15 protein-coding genes and 1 tRNA gene are annotated in these 16,931 nt (G+C 69.6%); 12 read left to right on the top strand and 4 right to left on the bottom strand.

Annotated features, from left to right (window positions below; genetic code table 11):
- Positions 1–301 precede the first annotated feature (301 nt).
- Positions 302–448, bottom strand: coding sequence for a hypothetical protein (locus tag CXY81_RS16520; protein WP_158252089.1), 147 nt, complete (start codon positions 446–448; stop codon positions 302–304).
- Positions 449–536: 88 nt separating this feature from the next.
- On the opposite strand from CXY81_RS16520, the gene CXY81_RS15845 reads away from it, so the two are divergent.
- From CXY81_RS15845 to CXY81_RS15800, 9 genes are all read left to right on the top strand, one after another.
- A complete protein-coding gene (locus CXY81_RS15845) occupies positions 537–1,268 on the top strand; it encodes a MazG family protein (RefSeq protein WP_104195389.1) in 732 nt (243 codons plus the stop codon).
- A 453-nt stretch (positions 1,269–1,721) separates the two neighbouring features.
- Complete coding sequence (hisS, locus tag CXY81_RS15835; protein ID WP_104195388.1) at positions 1,722–2,978, top strand: histidine--tRNA ligase; 1,257 nt, start codon at positions 1,722–1,724, stop codon at positions 2,976–2,978.
- Positions 2,979–3,084: 106 nt separating this feature from the next.
- Positions 3,085–4,365, top strand: coding sequence for a phosphopyruvate hydratase (gene eno, locus CXY81_RS15830; RefSeq protein WP_104170826.1), 1,281 nt, complete (start codon positions 3,085–3,087; stop codon positions 4,363–4,365).
- A gap of 125 nt (positions 4,366–4,490) precedes the next feature.
- On the top strand, positions 4,491–4,967 hold the full coding sequence (locus CXY81_RS15825; protein ID WP_134544757.1) for a septum formation initiator family protein: 477 nt from the start codon (positions 4,491–4,493) through the stop codon (positions 4,965–4,967).
- Entirely contained in the window at positions 4,964–5,485 is a 522-nt protein-coding gene (locus tag CXY81_RS15820) for a DUF501 domain-containing protein (RefSeq protein WP_104195386.1), read from the top strand. The genes CXY81_RS15825 and CXY81_RS15820 overlap by 4 nt, the downstream gene beginning before the upstream one ends.
- Positions 5,482–6,762 (top strand): S8 family serine peptidase, encoded by a 1,281-nt coding sequence (locus CXY81_RS15815; protein ID WP_369827965.1) that lies wholly within the window; start codon positions 5,482–5,484, stop codon positions 6,760–6,762. Before CXY81_RS15820 ends, CXY81_RS15815 begins: the two co-directional genes overlap by 4 nt.
- 38 nt (positions 6,763–6,800) lie before the next feature.
- Positions 6,801–8,333, top strand: coding sequence for an NAD(P)/FAD-dependent oxidoreductase (locus CXY81_RS15810; protein ID WP_104195385.1), 1,533 nt, complete (start codon positions 6,801–6,803; stop codon positions 8,331–8,333).
- Between the two features lie 79 nt (positions 8,334–8,412).
- Positions 8,413–8,488: transfer RNA gene (locus tag CXY81_RS15805), tRNA-Leu, on the top strand.
- A 295-nt stretch (positions 8,489–8,783) separates the two neighbouring features.
- Positions 8,784–8,966, top strand: coding sequence for a hypothetical protein (locus tag CXY81_RS15800; protein WP_134544759.1), 183 nt, complete (start codon positions 8,784–8,786; stop codon positions 8,964–8,966).
- Between the two features lie 99 nt (positions 8,967–9,065).
- Here the strand turns inward: CXY81_RS15800 and CXY81_RS15795 are convergent, their stop codons facing one another.
- The 3 genes from CXY81_RS15795 to CXY81_RS15785 form a co-directional block, all read right to left on the bottom strand.
- Positions 9,066–9,992, bottom strand: coding sequence for a Ppx/GppA phosphatase family protein (locus CXY81_RS15795; RefSeq protein WP_104170830.1), 927 nt, complete (start codon positions 9,990–9,992; stop codon positions 9,066–9,068).
- Positions 9,993–10,026: 34 nt separating this feature from the next.
- Positions 10,027–10,446, bottom strand: a complete 420-nt coding sequence (locus tag CXY81_RS15790) for a hypothetical protein (RefSeq protein ID WP_104195384.1) — start codon at positions 10,444–10,446, stop codon at positions 10,027–10,029.
- Between the two features lie 241 nt (positions 10,447–10,687).
- Positions 10,688–12,859 carry a hypothetical protein gene (locus CXY81_RS15785; RefSeq protein ID WP_158252088.1) on the bottom strand — a complete coding sequence of 724 codons (2,172 nt, stop codon included), beginning with the start codon at positions 12,857–12,859 and terminating at the stop codon, positions 10,688–10,690.
- A gap of 219 nt (positions 12,860–13,078) precedes the next feature.
- On the opposite strand from CXY81_RS15785, the gene CXY81_RS15780 reads away from it, so the two are divergent.
- Genes CXY81_RS15780 through CXY81_RS15770 form a run of 3 tightly spaced genes read left to right on the top strand, consistent with a single transcriptional unit; the run spans position 13,079 to position 16,796 of the window.
- A complete protein-coding gene (locus CXY81_RS15780; protein ID WP_104195382.1) occupies positions 13,079–14,032 on the top strand; it encodes a hypothetical protein in 954 nt (317 codons plus the stop codon).
- Positions 14,029–15,342: a D-arabinono-1,4-lactone oxidase gene (locus CXY81_RS15775; protein ID WP_104170834.1), complete on the top strand. Its 1,314-nt coding sequence runs from the start codon at positions 14,029–14,031 to the stop codon at positions 15,340–15,342. Before CXY81_RS15780 ends, CXY81_RS15775 begins: the two co-directional genes overlap by 4 nt.
- Positions 15,339–16,796, top strand: a complete 1,458-nt coding sequence (locus CXY81_RS15770; RefSeq protein WP_104195381.1) for a glycoside hydrolase family 1 protein — start codon at positions 15,339–15,341, stop codon at positions 16,794–16,796. Before CXY81_RS15775 ends, CXY81_RS15770 begins: the two co-directional genes overlap by 4 nt.
- The last annotated feature ends 135 nt before the right edge of the window (positions 16,797–16,931 follow it).

Below are 16,931 nucleotides of genomic sequence, written 5' to 3'. Positions count from 1 at the left end.
ACCGTCTTTCAGCGGTTCCGTCCCGAACGAATTCGACGGAGATTCTGTCCAAATCGAACGTAAACACACCTAGAGAGCGCTCTTTCGAGAAAATCTCCGTCGAATTGGTACGACGCCGGATACTCCACTCAGGTCTCCGGTGCGGTGCGCCGCTGCCGCCGCAGCACCACCGGCTCGACGAATCACGCGGCCACCGGGCCAACCGCCGCGAGCAGCAGGACCGGATGCCCGTGTAACTCCCCGGCCCAGGGCGTCGATCGCCAGCTCCACCAGCCACAGCGTCGTGCCGTACCCCGGGGGCTCAGCTCGGGTGCAGGATCGCGGCGGCGGCCCGCAAACGGCTCCGGGTACCCACGATGAACACTGGGTCGCCTACCCGGCGCTCGCCGGCCACCGTGAGCTCCCGCCGCATCCCGATGCCTGGCAGCGGCACCTCCGTGAAAATCATGGCGCATGCATAGACCGGGGCCGCGGCTCTTCACGGGACGGATCAGGCCCCGCAGACTCCGTCAATTCCGGGCGATTAGAGTTGTCGCGTGTCCCCTACAGAGAATCCCACCGTCCCGGCATCCGCCCCGGCATCCGCCTCCAATCTCGACGAACTCGTGCGCGTGGTGGCTCTCCTGCGTGCACCGGGCGGATGCCCGTGGGACGCAGAGCAGACCCACGAGTCTCTGGTGCAGTACCTGACCGAAGAGACGCACGAGCTGATCGAGGCGATCGAGTCCGGCAGCCGCGACGAGATGCTCGAGGAGCTCGGCGACGTGCTCTACCAGGTGGTCTTCCACGCCGACCTCGCGGCGCACACCGCGGGCGAAGACTTCGACATCCACGATGTCGCCGCGCATATGACCGCGAAAATGGTGGGGCGGCATCCGCATGTCTTTGGCGACCTGAACCTGGAAACGGCCGACGACGTGGCCCTCGCTTGGGACGATTTCAAGGCCGCAGAGAAGCCCTCCCGCACGAGCGTGCTCGACGGGATCCCGCAGGGCATGCCGGCGCTCGCGCTCGCCGACAAGGTGCTCGGCCGAGCCCAGAAGATCGGGCTGCTCGGCACCGAGGCCGCGTTCCCGCTTCCAATCGAGACCGAGGACCAGCTCGGCCCGCTGCTGCTGGCCATCGTGTCTGCGGCCAAGAGTCAGGGGCTCGACTCCGAACGTGCCCTGCGCACGGCCCTCCGCGGTCTGCAGGACGAGATCCGCGAGGCCGAGACGACGGATGCCGGCGACGTTGCCGACGCCGGCATCATCGGCCTGCCCGGCTGAGGCCTGCGCGGCTGAGGCTTGCGCGAAGGCCTGCGCTGAGGCCACGCGGCGGTGCCGACAGGGCGGTGGCGGAACAGTCCAACCATGAGCCAGACATCCGTCAATGGTCTTCTGTCCGCTCAGATCGGTGACGAATTCGATGCCTCGCAGCAGTTCATTGCCATCGCCGTCTGCTTCGCATCGCCCTAGCGCTGGCCCAGGAGAAGCAGGTCACAGCGCAGATCGGGGTTTGTTTCGCGCCGCCCGGGCCGACGGCGATACCCTCGGAAAGCAGGTGATGCGCTGGTTCCTCACGGAGCAGGTCGAGGAAGTGGCCTCGATGTCCACCCTCCTGACCATCGCCAGGGCGCCGGTGACAACCACTTCGACATCTTGCACTACATCGCATGAGAGACCGTGTCGGGCGTCCCGGCGGAAATCGACGGGCCGACCCGAACTGACACAATTGGGGCTATGGCAACACCAGTGACCCCTCCCCGCGGCATGCGCGACTTCCTCCCCGCCGACAAGGCGTCCCGGGAGCACGCGCTGGCCGTGATCCGGCGAAGCTTCGCGGCGCACGGCTTCGACGAGATCGAGACCCCGGTGATGGAAGACGCGGCCCGGCTGCACTCCGGGCTCGGCGGCGACAACGAGAAACTCGCCTTCGCCGTGCTGAAGCGTGGGTTGAAGCCGACGGATGCCGCGGCCGCCGCCGAATCCGGCGACCTGCTCGGGCTGGCCGACCTGGGCCTGCGGTTCGACCTCACCGTGCCGCTCGCCCGGTTCTACGCGACTCACCGGGCGGAACTGCCGACGGTGTTCCGGTCCATCCAGATCGCGCCGGTCTGGCGGGCGGAGCGTCCGCAGAAGGGCCGCTACCGGCAGTTCGTGCAGTGCGACATCGACATCATCGGCGAGTCCGGCCTGCTTGCCGAGATTGAGCTGATCACCGCGACCGCCGCCGCGCTCGACGCCCTCGGCCTGACCGGGTGCTCCATCCGCGTCAACGACCGCCGCATCCTGACCGCCCTGCTCGCCCATTGGAGCGTGGCGCCCGAGCTGAACGAACGCGCGCTGATCGTGATCGACAAACTCGACAAGATCGGCGTCGACGGGGTTGTCACGGAGCTCGCCGGCCTGGGCATCGCCACCGACGGCGTGGCCGATACCCTGACCCAGATCGCCGATGCCGGCTGGACGGCCGCCGAGCCGACGCCGCCGGCCTGGCTCAACACGGACGCCTTCGCCGACCTGCTCGCGCTGCGCGCCGCGATGCCCGAGGTGCGGCTCGTGTTCGACCCGACCCTCGTGCGCGGGATGGGCTACTACACCGGCACCATCTTCGAGATCTCACACCCCGATCTCGGCTACTCCCTCGGCGGTGGCGGCCGGTACGACGGCATGATCGGCCGCTTCCTCGGCACCGAGGTTCCGGCCTGCGGGTTCTCGATCGGGTTCGAGCGCATCGTCGACCTGTTGGGCGTGGATGCGGCATCCGCTGAGAACGCCGTCGTGCTGGTGTACGACAAGGGAACAGACCCGGCCCGGCTCGTGGCGCTTAAGCGAACACTGGTCGAACAGGGCCTCCGGGTGCGCCTCGAACAGCGCACCAAGAACGTCAAGGCGCTGCTGGAACGCGCGGCCGGAGCCGGTTACGGGCGCTACGCGTTCGTCGGGGCGGATGCCTCCGGCGCGGGCGAACTCGATTTCCGTCCCCTCGGCGGCTGAGGCCAGTCGCTAGACTGTTATGGGATTGGAACACGGCGCTGTTTTCCTCGATTCCTTCAGACCAACACCCCAACAATTAAAAAAATATAGGAAACAGGAGATAGCTGTGGCTCTCATTGAGGCAGTAGTAGCGCGCGAGATTCTTGACTCCAGAGGCAACCCGACCGTTGAGGTCGAGGTATTGCTTGATGACGGTTCGGTCAGCCGTGCCGCCGTTCCATCCGGCGCATCCACCGGTGCGTTCGAGGCTTACGAGCTGCACGACGGCGACAAGTCACGTTATTTGGGCAAGGGCGTCCGCAAGGCCGTTGACGCCGTCATCGACGAGCTCGGCCCGGCAGTCGAGGACCTCGACGCCGCTGACCAGCGCATCATCGACGCCGTCCTGAACGAGACCGACGGAACCGACAACAAGCACCGCGTCGGCGCCAACGCTATCCTCGGCGTCAGCCTGGCCGTCGCCAAGGCCGCCGCGACCTCGGCCGGCCTGCCGCTGTTCCGCTACCTCGGTGGCCCGAACGCACACACCCTTCCGGTCCCGATGATGAACATCATCAACGGAGGCTCCCACGCCGACAACGACGTGGACATTCAGGAATTCATGGTCGTCCCACTCGGAGCCGAGTCCTTCGCCGAGGGCCTCCGCTGGGGCACCGAGACCTACCACGCCCTCAAGGCGCTTCTCAAGTCCAAGGGCCTCTCTACCGGCCTCGGCGACGAGGGTGGCTTCGCCCCCAACCTGCCGAGCAACCGTGCCGCTCTCGACCTCATCGTCGAAGCCATCCAGAACGCCGGCTACACGCCCGGCAAGGACATCGGTCTGGCGCTCGACTGCGCCGCCTCCGAGTTCTACAAGGACGGCGTCTACCACTTCGAGGGCAAGGAACTCACCGCCCTGGAGCTGTCCGCGTACTACGTCGAGCTCGTTGCGGCCTACCCGCTCGTCTCGATCGAAGACCCGCTCGAGGAAGACGACTGGGACGGCTACGTTCACCTCACCGCCGAGCTCGGAGACAAGGTCCAGATCGTCGGCGACGACCTCTTCGTGACCAACCCGGTGCGCCTTGCCAAGGGCCTGGCCCTCGGCACTGCGAACTCCATCCTGGTCAAGGTCAACCAGATCGGCACCCTGACCGAGACGCTTGACGCGGTGTCCCTCGCGCAGCGCGCCGGATACACCGCCGTCATCTCGCACCGCTCCGGTGAGACCGAGGACACCTTCATCGCCGACCTCGCGGTTGCGACGGATGCTGGCCAGATCAAGACCGGAGCACCCGCCCGCAGCGAGCGCGTCGCGAAGTACAACCAGCTGCTCCGCATCGAGGAAGAGCTGGGCGAGGCCGCCGTGTACGCGGGCCGCTCTGCCTTCCCGCGCTTCAAGGCGTAGTTCGACTGGAGCTCTCGGAGCGCGGGTTCATCCCCGCGGCTTCGGGAGCTCCATTTTTTTGTCCGATTGCAGTTAGGGTTCCAGTGCGGGACAACCGCGACCAGCGATTCACGAAGGGAGTTGCCGTGGCCAGGAAACGCGCCGACGAACAGCCCGTCGCGCTGCCCCCGACCGAGACCGCGGCCGCTCGCTGGCTGCGCGGCCTGCGCCTGTCCGGGTTTTCGCTGGTGATGATGGGCCTCCTGATCATGGCCGTGATCGTCCTGGCGCCCGGCATCCGCACCTACGCCGACCAGCGCCAGCAGATCGAATCGCTCACGGCGGCGGTCGAGGCCCAGCAGGGCGCCGTGGAAGAGTTGAAGAGTGAGCGGGAACGCTGGAACGACCGCACCTACGTCACCACGCAGGCCAGGGACCGACTGTCCTATGTGCTTCCCGGCGACGTGAGCTTCCTCGTGATCAACGATCTGGCCCTGCCCGTCGCGGGCGACGCGGCCGCACCGGTCGCCACCCCCACCATCCAAACCACCAACGTCGATTGGCTTTCCTCCATGTTCGCCTCCGTAATGACGGCCGGTCTGGCTCCCGAGGCCGCGAAATGACCCGGCCTCCCTTCGCTTCGGTCACCGAGGACGACATCACCATCGTCTCGGCTCAGCTGGGACGCCCGGCCCGCGACGTCGTGGGCATCGCCGCGCGCTGCGTTTGCGGCGCCCCGACCGTGGTGGCGACGGCGCCGCGCCTTGCCGACGGCACCCCCTTCCCCACGCTGTACTACCTGACGCACCCCGCGGCGACCGCCGCGCTGTCGTTCCTCGAGGCCACCCAGGTGATGAACGAGTACAACCAGTTGCTGGCCGATGACGAGCAGGTGCGTGCCCGCTACCGGCGTGCGCATGAGGGCTTCCTCGCCGACCGCGAGATCCTGGGCACGGTTCCGGAAATCGTCGGCATCTCCTCCGGTGGCATGCCCGAACGCGTGAAATGCCTGCACGCGCTGGCCGCCCACTCTCTGGCCGCCGGCCCCGGAGTGAACCCGATCGGAGATCTGGCCCTCGCCCGGGCAGCCTGGACGCCCGCCGTCTGCGAGTGCCTCGACTACACCACGGCCGACGAGTGACCCGCTCCGCCTGGCGTCGGATCGGCGCGGGCGTCGCCCTGGGCCTGACCATGGCGCTGGGCGGGGCTTTCGTTGCACCGACCGCGCCGGCCTTCGCGGAGAACACGCAGGTGCGTGACCTTGAGTACTGGCTCAACGACTACGGATTCACCCAGGCCTGGAATACGACCCGTGGCGCGGGCGTGACGGTGGCCGTCATCGATACGGGTGTCGCCGACGTCGCCGACCTCACCGGTGCGGTCGTCGGCGGAACGGATGTCTCCGGGCTCGGCTCCGCCAATGGGCAGACGCCCGTCGGAGAAGGCAGCGAGCACGGAACTCTGGTGGCATCCCTGCTGGCCGGACGCGGCACGGGTGAGGGGTCCGGCGTGCTGGGAGTGGCTCCCGAGGCGTCGCTCCTGGCCGTCTCGGTGGCCTTCGGCACCAGCGACGCCACCCTCAGCAACGACGACCAGATCGCCGAGGGCATCCGCTGGGCCGTCGACAACGGCGCCGACGTCATCAACATGTCCCTCACCCGCAACACCTTGGACTGGCCGCCGAGCTGGGACGACGCCTTCCTCTACGCGTTCGAGAACGACGTCGTGGTCGTCGCCGCCGCCGGGAACCGAGGCAGCGGCACCACCGAGGTCGGAGCCCCGGCCACCATCCCTGGGGTGCTCACGGTCGCCGGTGTCGACCGCAACAAGGGCGCCAGCTTCGACGCGTCCTCGCAGGGCATCACGATCTCGGTGGCCGCGCCCAGCGAGCAACTCGTGGGCGTCGTTCCGGGCGGCGGCTACGTGCAGTGGAACGGCACCAGCGCGGCCGCGCCCATCGTGTCGGGCCTGGTCGCCCTGGTGCGCGCCGCCTATCCCCGCCTCGATGCTGCGGAGGTGATGAACCGGGTCATCGAAACTGCCGACCCGAACGGGCGGGTCGTGCCCAGCCCGATCTACGGCAACGGTCTGATCGATGCCGCGGCGGCGGTCACTGCGGCCGTGCCGGCATCCACGAGCCCGGAACCGGCCGCCCTGCTGGAGGAGTGGATCCGGGTACACCGGCGGGCGGACACCGAGGTCGAGCCCACGCCGCAGACCGCCACGCAGGTGCCGGTCGCGCCGCAGGAAGACCCGGCGTTGCCTGCCCCCAGCGTCGTCGCGGCATGGTTGCCCAGCCCGCTCACGCTGACGTATGTCACAGTGCCGCTCCTCGTCCTGGTCGGGTTTGGTACTCTGGTAACGCTGCTCGGCACCGGGGCCACTCGGCACATCAAGCGAATCCGGTCAAAACGGTAAGTTTTCGTGCAGCCAAATTATGTAGGAGGACTTTCATAGTGCCCAAAATTCTTATTGTCGGTGGCGGCTACGCCGGGTTCTACACCGCGTGGAAGCTGGAGAAATGGCTCCGCGCCGGCGAGGCCGAGGTCACCATGGTCGACCCTCTGCCGTATATGACCTACCAGCCGTTCCTGCCGGAGGTCGCAGCCGGATCCATCGAGGGTCGCCACGCCGCAGTCGCGCACCGTCGTCACCTCAAGAAGACCAACGTCGTGACGGCCAAGGTCACCCACATCGACCACGCCTCGAAAACCGCGACCATCACCCCGCCCAGTGGCGAGCCCTACGAATTCGTCTATGACGTCGTCGCGGTGACGGCCGGCGCCGTGTCGCGCACGTTCCCGATCCCGGGCGTCGCGGACCAGGCCATCGGTCTGAAGACCATCGAGGAAGCCGTCGCCATCCGTGACCGCGTGCTCACCAACTTCGACAAGGCTGCCCAACTTCCGGCCGGCCCCGAGCGCGACCGCCTGCTCACCTTCGTCGTCATCGGCGGGGGCTTCGCCGGCATCGAGGTCTTCGCAGAGCTGCGTTCCTTCGCGTCATCGCTGCTGAAGTCCTACCCGCAGATCGGGTTCGACGACACCCACTTCCACCTGATCGAGGCGATGGGGCGCATCATGCCCGAAGTTTCGCTGCCGACCAGCCTCTGGGTCATCAAGCACCTCGACGAACGCGGCGCGCAAATTCACCTGAATACGCAGCTGACCAGCTCGGTCGACGGCAAGGTCGAACTGTCCACCGGTGAGAGCTTCGAGACCGATCTGATCGTCTGGACAGCCGGAGTCATGGCTAACCCGGCCATCGTGCGCCACACCGACCTGCCGATCGAAGATCGTGGTCGCCTGCAGGTGCGCCCCGACCTGCGCGTCGGAACCGAAGACGAGATCATCGCGGACGCCTGGGGCGCCGGCGACATCACCGCCGTTCCCGACCTGAGTGGCGGGGGAGTGGGCGGCTTCTGCGTGCCCAACGCTCAGCACGCGGTGCGCCAGGGCAAGCTCCTCGCGAAGAACATCGTCGCGGTGCTGCGCGGCGAGACTCCCGAGGAATACCTGCACAAGAACTTGGGTGCCGTCGCCGGCCTCGGTATCGGTTCCGGTGTCTTCCAGTCCGGCAAGATCGCCATCACGGGTCTGCCGGCCTGGTTCGCCCACCGCGGCTACCACGGCCTGGCCATGCCCAGCTGGGAGCGCAAGCTGCGCATCATCTGGGGCTGGATGAACAACTTCTTCCTCGGTCGCGACATCGTCTCGTTGGCCGCGGTGCAGAACCCGCGGGCCACGTTCGTGGAGTTCGCCTCGCGGCCCAAGCCGGTCGTGGATTCTGCCGCTCCGGCCAAGGCTCCGGTGACCGTCGCCGCATCGGCCAAGGCAGCGGCCACCGTAGCCGGCCCCGGCACGGGTCCCGCTGCCAAGGCAACGGCGCGTGCACCCCGAGCCCCGCGAAAGACCGCGGCCGACAAGGCTGCGGAGGTCGCTCGGGCAGGGACGACCGAGAAGGCCGCGGCGACCGCAGCCGTCAAGTAACAGCGTCTGCGGGCGTCACCGAGAGAAACCGATGACGCCCGCAGCCCCTACGCTTGAGGCGTTCGGTTTCGCCGGGCGAGCCCCCGTAGCCCAATGGCAGAGGCAGACGACTTAAAATCGTCACAGTCTGGGTTCGACCCCCAGCGGGGGCACCACACGGTACGACACAGCGTCACCGCGTCACCGCGTCACGGCCCCGACTCCCGCCGCCCGGGCGACAGCATCCATGCCTCGTCGTTCAACCTGCCGGCAGACCCTGAACGGATGCTGCGGTAAATCCCTGCCCCCGGTCTGTGCCGGGTGAGGCAGCCTGTCCGGCCCGGTTTCGTCGCGCTACGATCTGCGAGTGAAACGGCCGATGCCTCCTGCCACGTGCCATTCCCGACGTAGGAACGGTGTCAGGGACTTTCTGCAAGCAACGTGGGACATCAGCCGGTTCTTCTTCTGGAAGTGATCACCACGGCGAAGGCGCTGCTCGGGCGCGGAACCACCACGACCGGCGAGGGCGCGCCGCTCACGGCCAAGGCGCTGCGCCGACCTGAGCGCTCCCTCGGCGTCACCGGCGCTTTGCACCACCGACGCCCCGCGCGCTTTCCGCTCACGGCGTCACTCTGTTGGAGTCCAGACGGCTGAGGGCGGAACCAATTCGACGGAGATTTTGGCCTCAGAGCCCGGTTTCCGTCTGTTTCGCGCCATTCTCGGCAGAATCTCCGTCGAATTGGTTAGGGGCAGCTACTCCAGGTGGTCCAGATACCTCAGGATGATGCCCTCGCGGAGCGCCCACGGCGACACTTCCAGCTCGGTCACCCCGAACGCGGCCATCGCCGCGTGGAGCACGATGCCGCCGGCCACGATCTGGAAGGTGCGGTCGGCGGTGATGCCGGGCAGCGCCGGGCGCGCCTCAGCCGGGATCCGGGCCAGCCGGGGGACCCAGTCGCTCAGCTGCGAGCGGCTCAGCTGCATCCGCTCGCCTGAACCGAAACCCTCCGCGGTGGAGCCGGCCAGTTTGGCCAGGGAGCGGATGGTCTTGGACGAACCGACGACGTGGTGCGGCTCCGGGAGCCCCTCGAACGCCACCAGGGCTTCCGCGAGCACGGCGGCGGCGTGCTCGCGGAGGGCGGAGACCTGCGCGGGCAGCGGCGGGTCGTCGTGCAGGAAGCCGATGGTGGAACGGCCGGCGCCCAGCGGCAGCGACAGCGCGACCGCAGGCACCTCGTTCGCGCCGGCGGCGATCTCCAGGGAGCCGCCCCCGATGTCGAAGAGCAGGATGTCCCTGGCGGACCAGCCGTACCAGCGCCGCACGGCCAGGAACGTCAGTCGGGCCTCGTCCTCGCCGGACAGGACCTGCAGGGCGACCCCGGTTTCCCGTTCGACCCGGGCGAGCAGTTCGGGCCCGTTCACGGCCTCACGGAGTGCGGAGGTAGCGAACGGCAGGAGGTCGTCGACGTGGTGGCGGCGGGCCACCTCGGCCGCGTTCCGCACCGACTCGAGCACGGCGGTGCACCCCTCGTCGGTGATGGCGCCCTCAGGGGTGAGGTAGCGCATCAGGCGCAGCACGGCCTTGTCGGAGGCCATCGGCACCGGCTGGGCGCCTGCGTGCGCGTCGACGACCAGCAGGTGGACGGTGTTCGAACCGACATCAAGGACTCCGAGGCGCACGCTCTAGACGATAGCGTGCGCCGCGGACGCGCCGTTACGCGCTGACGCTGTGGCGGCTCGTCGTTCGGGTGCCGTCGACCATGGTGTGCAGGGAGTCCATCAGCGGCAGCAGCCGCTGGTCGTGGGTGACCAGCACCCTGGCGGTGTCGTGCTCGACGGTGAGCCGCGCGGGCCGTTTGCCGGCCTGGCCCAGAAGACCCACGGCATCCGGCAGCAGGTCGGCACGGATGCCTGCTGCGCGGCGAGCACGCGGCCCGTGCCGGCCTCCGCCGAGTTCGCCCATCACGACGAGCTGTTCCCGGGCCGTCGGCGCCGGCAGCAGGTTCGCCTGCTGGAAGACGATGCCGAGCCGGTCCCAGCGCAGCTGCGCCTTTTCGGCCAGGGACAGCAGGGTCGCATCGACTTCGCCCATGTGCACGGACCCGCTGTTGGGCGTGATCAGGGTGGACGCCACGGCGAGCAGGCTGGACGTGCCGCTGGATGCTCCAGACCGTGAAGAATGCGCCGACGACCAGCGCCGAGATGCCGAACAGTATCGCCACCATGAGCAGCAGGCCGCCACACATCTACCCGCAGCTCGGGGTGTCCTCACGCCCGGCAGGCCGGCCTGATCCGTCGGGCCTGACCGGCCGTGTGACCTCTCGGCGGGCCTGACCCCGCGCCCTCTCGGCGGAATCATCGGGGGTGGCCGAGGCTCAGACTCGGGCGGGCGTGACGAACCGCTGCCAGGCCCAGGCCCCGATGCTGAGGGCGGCGAACAGGGTGCCTGCCACCCACCACAGGCTGAGGCTGCCACCTTCGTGCCAGAGTTCCACCGCCGGGGACAGCACTCCGAACATGATCGTGAAGGCGAGCACGGTCAGGCACGCCCAGATCGGCGGTGACCAGGCGAGGATGCTCCGTCCGCTGGTGCGTCCGATCGGGATCAGCACCAGCGCTGCCGAACCGATCGCGGCCAGCACCACACTGTTGATGATCTCGGCCGCCAGCGCGCTGAGGAAGCCGTCCGCGGCCGGCAGCAGGCCCAGCGTCAGCCAGCCGACCACGGCCAGCCCGATCAGGCTGCCGGCCCGAACGGCGGCGAGGGGGCCGCGCCTCGGCGTCAACACCTCGGGGGCCACGGTGACGCTGCCGAGCAGTCCGAAGACCAGCGCCGGATGAACGTCGAAAGCCCGGGAGGCCAACGCGGTCAGGGCGACCAGCAGCAGGTAGCGGGGCAGGAAAGTCACGGATGCCTTCGTCCGCCACACGCGGGAGCTCCACCAGAGCGGAACGAGCGCTCCGACCGCGTTGACGATGAGGAGGGCCAGCGCCACGGCGAGGAGCAGCCGCAGGTAGGCAGGCTGGCTGGTGACCGGCCCGGACAGCATGACGAGGGTGGCCGCGGCCAGCACGGCGGCGCCGGCCACCAGCCACCGGTTCAGACGTAGTTCGGGAACGGTCTCGAATTCCTCGCGGGACCGGTTGCGGCCCGCGACCGGCATGCTCTGCCAGAGCGGGCGGCCGTCCGTGGCCCGGAACACGGTCCCGGCGAGGAGGCGCGCGGGGATGCATAGCAGCAGGAGGGCGCCGAGCGCCAGCAACGCCGCCTGGAACCAGGAGAGGTCGGGGGTCGACCACGGCGGCAGCACTGCCGTGGCGAACCGGGTGGGGTCGTTCCAGCCGCCCGGCAGCGGTGTGGCCAGGGCCACGGCCGGACGGTCCGCCTGCGGTGCCGGCGAAGCCGGGGCTGCAGAACCGGGCGGGGCTTCCGCCGGTGCCGACTCCTCGGCCGGCGGTGGGGCGGCGGGGGCGTCGGCGGACGGGGCGGTCGCCTCGGGGCCGGTCGAGCCGGAGGGGGAAGGGGTGGGGACGCCGTAGAGCACGTCCACCCCGGGGCTGCCCGGGCCGAGGTTGCCGGCCAGGTCGAGTTGCACCGCGATCACCCGGAAGGTACCGGCAGCGACTCCGCCCGCCGAGCAACTCCACGACCCGGATGCGACGACGGCGCTGCAGACCGAATATGACCCGGCGAAGACGGTCACGGTCGCACCCTCTTCTCCGGTGCCCGTGTACCCGGCGTCGGTGAGCGGCAGCTGGGCGCCGCTCGCCGGCGTGGTCAGCGTGGGCGGCGCCGGACGGTCGAGGTCGAAGACGAGGTCGACCGGTGCGCTCGAATTGGACCATGAGGGATTGCTGTAGCTCGTCTGCTGGCTGGCCGAGACCTCGGCCTGCCCGCCGGCGAGGCCGTCGGCGAACGTGCACGACCAGTTGCCGGAGGAGTCGGCGGTGGCCGTGCAGCGCGGGCCGCCGCTCACCGTGACGACGACGGAGGCCCCCGGATAGCCGGTGCCGCGCACCGTGCCGTTGGTCAGGCTCCCACCGGTGGGACCGCCCGTCACCCGGGGGGCGGACAACACGGCGATCGTGTGCTCGTCGGTCAGGTCGGCGGCTCCGGTGACGACGACGCGAAGCGGCACGGATGGCCCGCTCGGCAGGGAAACCGCGGCGCAACTCCACTGGCCGGCGCCGTCGACCACGGCGAAGCAGAGCGGGTCCTGACCGTCGACGGGGGAGAGCAACCGGATCTCCCGGCCGGCTTCGCCCGTGCCGGAGACGGTGGTGGTTCCGCTGCCCACGAAACTGCCCGGCGGTGGGCTGACGATGGCCGGCGCGTTCGTCGGCGCCGCCTTGGCGTCCCGCTCGCTTGTGGGAGCCGGTGTGGGAGCCGGCGTGGCTGCGGCAGTCGGTTCGGCGAACGCCGCGCCCGGCACGCCGAGGAGAAGCAGGCCGACCAGGGCGACGAACAGAGGCAGGGTACCGGGCGTCCACCGTCGACGACGGCGCCCGGGCGTTCCGCCCGAACCGGCCATACGTGTCCCGTACATGATTCCCCCTGTGACCATTTCACGGGCCAGCGCCGGGAAAGTCAACGTGCGACACGCAATTTGACGGCGACGGCAGCCATTCGTGATCGGCGGGGGCCATAGGGCATACTGGCGCTGGAACATTCACGCTGCTGCTTCCCCGCGAAAGAGCACGGGGCGGCTGTGGCTGGGTCACCGCGCCGGGTATCCTCGATCCCGGCTACTGAAGGCGGTGCGCCGATGCTCGACCTCTCCCACCGCCCTACGGGCCGGCCGTGGCAGACCCCGGGGCTGTTCTGGCCCGAGCTCACGGCCGCGACGGCGCACCTGGACGCCCCCGTCGCCGCCCTCCACCTGGGTGCCCTGCGCCACAACGCGCACGACCTGCTGGACCGCGCGGCCGGCACCTCCCTCCGGGTCTGCCTCGAACTCGACGCGGCCTGGGAGGCCCCCGTGTTCGGCCACCTGGGCGTCTGGCGTTCACCCGTGCACACACCCGGCGAGGCCCGCCGGCTCGCCGCGGACATCGTCGCCCGCCCCGGCTTCGTCCTCGTCGGCGTGATGTCCTATGAGGCGCAGGTGGCTGGGATCGGCGACAGGCCGGCCGGGAAACCGCTCCGGGGCCTGGTCACCCGCTGGGTGCGGCGCCGGTCCGTTGGCGAGCTCAGGGAGCGGCGCAGCGCGGCCGTCGCCGCGGTGCGCGACGTCGCGCCCCTCGAGTTCGTGAACGGGGGCGGAACCGGCTCGGTCGAGAGCACGCGCGCCGACGCATCCGTCACCGACATTGCCGTCGGCAGCGGCTTCTTCGGCGGCCACCTCTTCGACAATTTCGCGAGCTTTCGGCCCGCGCCTGCGGCCGCGGTCGCCCTCACGGTGGTGCGGAAGCCCAGCCCCGACACGGCCGTGCTGCACGACGGCGGCTGGATCGCGTCCGGCGTGCCCGGGGCCGACCGGCTGCCCCGCGTGGTCTGGCCGGAGGGCCTCAGCCTGGTGCCGCGGAAGATGGCCGGTGAGGTGCAGACGCCGCTCACCGGTGTCGGTGCGGCCCGGCTCCGCGTCGGTGACCGCGTCTGGGCGCGGCACACCAAGTCGGGGGAGCTGAGCGAGCACGTGAACGAGTTCGCGCTGGTCGAGAATGGAAAGGTGGTCGACATCCTGCCGACCTACCGGGGTGAGGGGAAGGCCTTTCTGTGAGTGCGAGCGGAGCGGTGTGGCGCAACTGGGCCCGGAACCAGGCGGTGACCCCGGTGCGCGTGGAGCGGCCGTCGAGCGTCGCCGCCGTGCAGCGCGCCGTGGTGGCGGCCGGGGCGGTGGGCCTTCGGGTCAAGGCCGTGGGCTCCGGGCACAGCTTCTCGGGCATCGCGCTCGCGCCCGGGGTGCAGCTTGACCTGTTTGACCTCGCCGGGCTGATCGGTGTGGACACCGTGGCCGGGCAGGTCACTCTGGCCGCGGGCACCCGACTGTTCGAACTGCCCCGGCTGCTGCGGCCCTACGGTCTGGCCCTGCCGAACCTGGGCGACGTGGACCGGCAGACGATCTCCGGCGCCACGTCCACCGGGACCCACGGCACGGGCGGCCGGTACGGCGGCCTGGCCACCCAGATCGTGGCGCTGACCCTGGTGGTCGGTGACGGCACCCTGCTGCGCGTGAGCGCCACGGAGAACCCGGAGCTGCTGCCCGCGACCCGGCTCGGTCTCGGTGCGCTCGGAATCGTGGTGGACGTGACCCTGCAGTGCGTGCCCGCGTTCCTGCTGCACGCGGTGGAGGCGGCCGAGCCGCTCGAGGAGGTCCTGGAGCACTACCTCGACCGGTCCGACCACAGCGATCACTACGAGTTCTTCTGGTTCCCGCACACCGAGACCGCCCTGACCAAGACCAACACCCGGCTGCCCCTGGAGTCCGGCCGGTCGCCGCTCGGCAAGGTCGCCCGCTTCGTCGACGACGAACTGCTCGCGAACGGGGTCTACCGCGGCATTTGCGCCCTGGGCGCCGTGGCGCCGGCGACAGTCCCCGGATTCAACCGACTCGCCGCCCGCCTGACCGGCAGACGCGAATTCACGGATGTCTCCCACCGCGTGTTCCTGACGAACCGCACGGTGCGTTTTCAAGAAATGGAATATGCCCTGCCGCGCGCCCTGGTACCGGCCGCGCTGCGGGAAGTGCGGGCGCTGATCGAGGCGCGAGGTTGGCGCATCTCGTTCCCGATCGAGGTGCGCTCGGCCGCCGCCGACGACGTCTGGCTGTCCACCGCAGCGGGCCGGGAGACCGGCTACATCGCCGTGCACCGGTACTACCGGGAGGACCCGGCTGCGTATTTCCAGGCGGTCGAGGCCATCATGCGCGCGCACGGCGGGCGTCCGCACTGGGGCAAGACGCACAACCGGGACGCGGCGTCCCTCCGCACCGACTATCCGCACTTCGACGACTTCCTCTCGGTGCGTGACAGGCTTGACCCGGAGCGCCGCTTCAGCAACAGCTATCTGGAAAGAGTCCTGGGTCGATGAGCAACAGCAACACCCCCGCCGCCCGTGCCTGGGAACACCGTGCGGGGGAGCTGGGAGACCGGCTGCCCGACGGCTTCACCCTGGGCGTGGCAACGTCCGCGTTCCAGATCGAGGGTGGCGCCCGGGAGGGCGGTCGCGGCGAATCGAATTGGGACACGTTCACGGCCACCGCCGGGCGCATCCGTGACGGCTCCAACGCATCCGTTTCGACCGATCACTTCAATCGGCTCGACGAGGACGTCACGCTGCTCCGCGAACTGGGCGTCGACGTCTATCGGTTCTCCCTGGCCTGGTCCCGGCTGCAGCCGGATGGCCGCGGCTCGCTCAGCCGGGCCGGCCTGGCCTTCTACGACCGGCTGCTCGACGGGCTCCTGGTCGCGGGGATCAGCCCGATGGCGACCCTGTTCCACTGGGACACCCCGTTGCGCTTGCGCGGCGGCTGGCTGAACCGAGACACCGCGATGCGGTTCGGCGACTACGCCCACCAGGTCGGCGAGGTGTTCGGGGACCGGATCGACTCCTGGCTGACCCTGAACGACCCCGCGACGGTGACCCTCAACGGCTACGCCCTCGGCACGGATGCCCCGGGGGAGGCCCGGCTCTTCGGTGCCCTGCCGGCGGCGCACCACCAGCTGCTTGCTCACGGACTCGCTGTGCAGGGGCTGCGCGCCGCCGATGTGTGCGGCCGGATCGGGATTTCCAACGTGCACTCGCCCGTGCAAGCCGCCAGCGGCCGCGAAGCCGACGAGGTCGCCGCCGCGCTCTTCGACGTGCTGCACAATCGCGTCTACGCCGACGCGGTGCTGCTCGGCCGCTACCCGGAACCGCCGGAGCCCTACCAGGTACCGATGCGGATGCTGCTGGAAACCGACCCGGACGACCTGCGCACCATCCACCAGCCGCTCGACTTCTATGGGCTGGGCTACTCCCAGCCGAGCCGGATCAGGGCCGGCGCCGCTGCCCCGAAGACCCCGAACGGGCCTCCGCCCAGCGGGCCGCCGGAGAAGGTCGTGGCCTTTCCCTTCCACGTCGTCCCGTTTCGCGAGTTCCCGGTGACCAACGCCGGCACGTCCATCGCGCCCGAATACCTCGGTGTGGCCCTCGGCGAACTGCGCGACCGCTACGCGGAGAACCTGCCGCCCGTCTGCATCACGGCCGGGGGAGCGAGCTTCCCCGATGTCGCCGACAAGTGGGGTGCCGTGCACGATCCGGCCCGGATCGACTACCTGGCCGAGCACATCACGGCGGCGCTGGCCGCGGTGGCCCCCGGCGGGATCGCCGACGGGGTCACCCTGCGGGGCTACCTGGTCTGGTCCCTGCTGGACAGCTTCGAATGGACGGCCGGCTACACCCAACGGTTCGGCCTCGTGCACGTCGACTTCCAGAGCGGCACCCGCACCCGCACCCCCAAGTCGTCCTACCGCTGGCTGCAGACGGTGCTCTCCGCCCGCTGACGGTCGCGCGGGGCCGGTCGTCGCCCCGTTACTTGGAGTGTGTCGGGAAGCGCATGTGAGCCTCAGGGCGCGCGGTTATGATAGCTCGTGCGTCGTAAAAAGCGCCGCCGCGGCCTGCTTGCCCGCCCCGCCTCA

The sequence above is a fragment of the Cryobacterium sp. M25 genome, from assembly GCF_002929635.1.
In the GTDB taxonomy this organism is placed as follows: domain Bacteria; phylum Actinomycetota; class Actinomycetes; order Actinomycetales; family Microbacteriaceae; genus Cryobacterium; species Cryobacterium sandaracinum.
This window is presented reverse-complemented; position numbering and strand designations above follow the sequence as displayed.

Excerpts from the sequence above, each read along its gene's own strand:
- hisS (WP_104195388.1), top strand. The coding sequence starts at position 1,722 with ATGGCAACACCAGTGACCCCTCCCCGCGGCATGCGCGACTTCCTCCCC.
- CXY81_RS15785 (WP_158252088.1), bottom strand. The coding sequence starts at position 12,859 with ATGTACGGGACACGTATGGCCGGTTCGGGCGGAACGCCCGGGCGCCGT.
- CXY81_RS16520 (WP_158252089.1), bottom strand. The coding sequence starts at position 448 with ATGATTTTCACGGAGGTGCCGCTGCCAGGCATCGGGATGCGGCGGGAG.
- CXY81_RS15770 (WP_104195381.1), top strand. The coding sequence starts at position 15,339 with ATGAGCAACAGCAACACCCCCGCCGCCCGTGCCTGGGAACACCGTGCG.
- CXY81_RS15820 (WP_104195386.1), top strand. The coding sequence starts at position 4,964 with ATGACCCGGCCTCCCTTCGCTTCGGTCACCGAGGACGACATCACCATC.
- CXY81_RS15780 (WP_104195382.1), top strand. The coding sequence starts at position 13,079 with ATGCTCGACCTCTCCCACCGCCCTACGGGCCGGCCGTGGCAGACCCCG.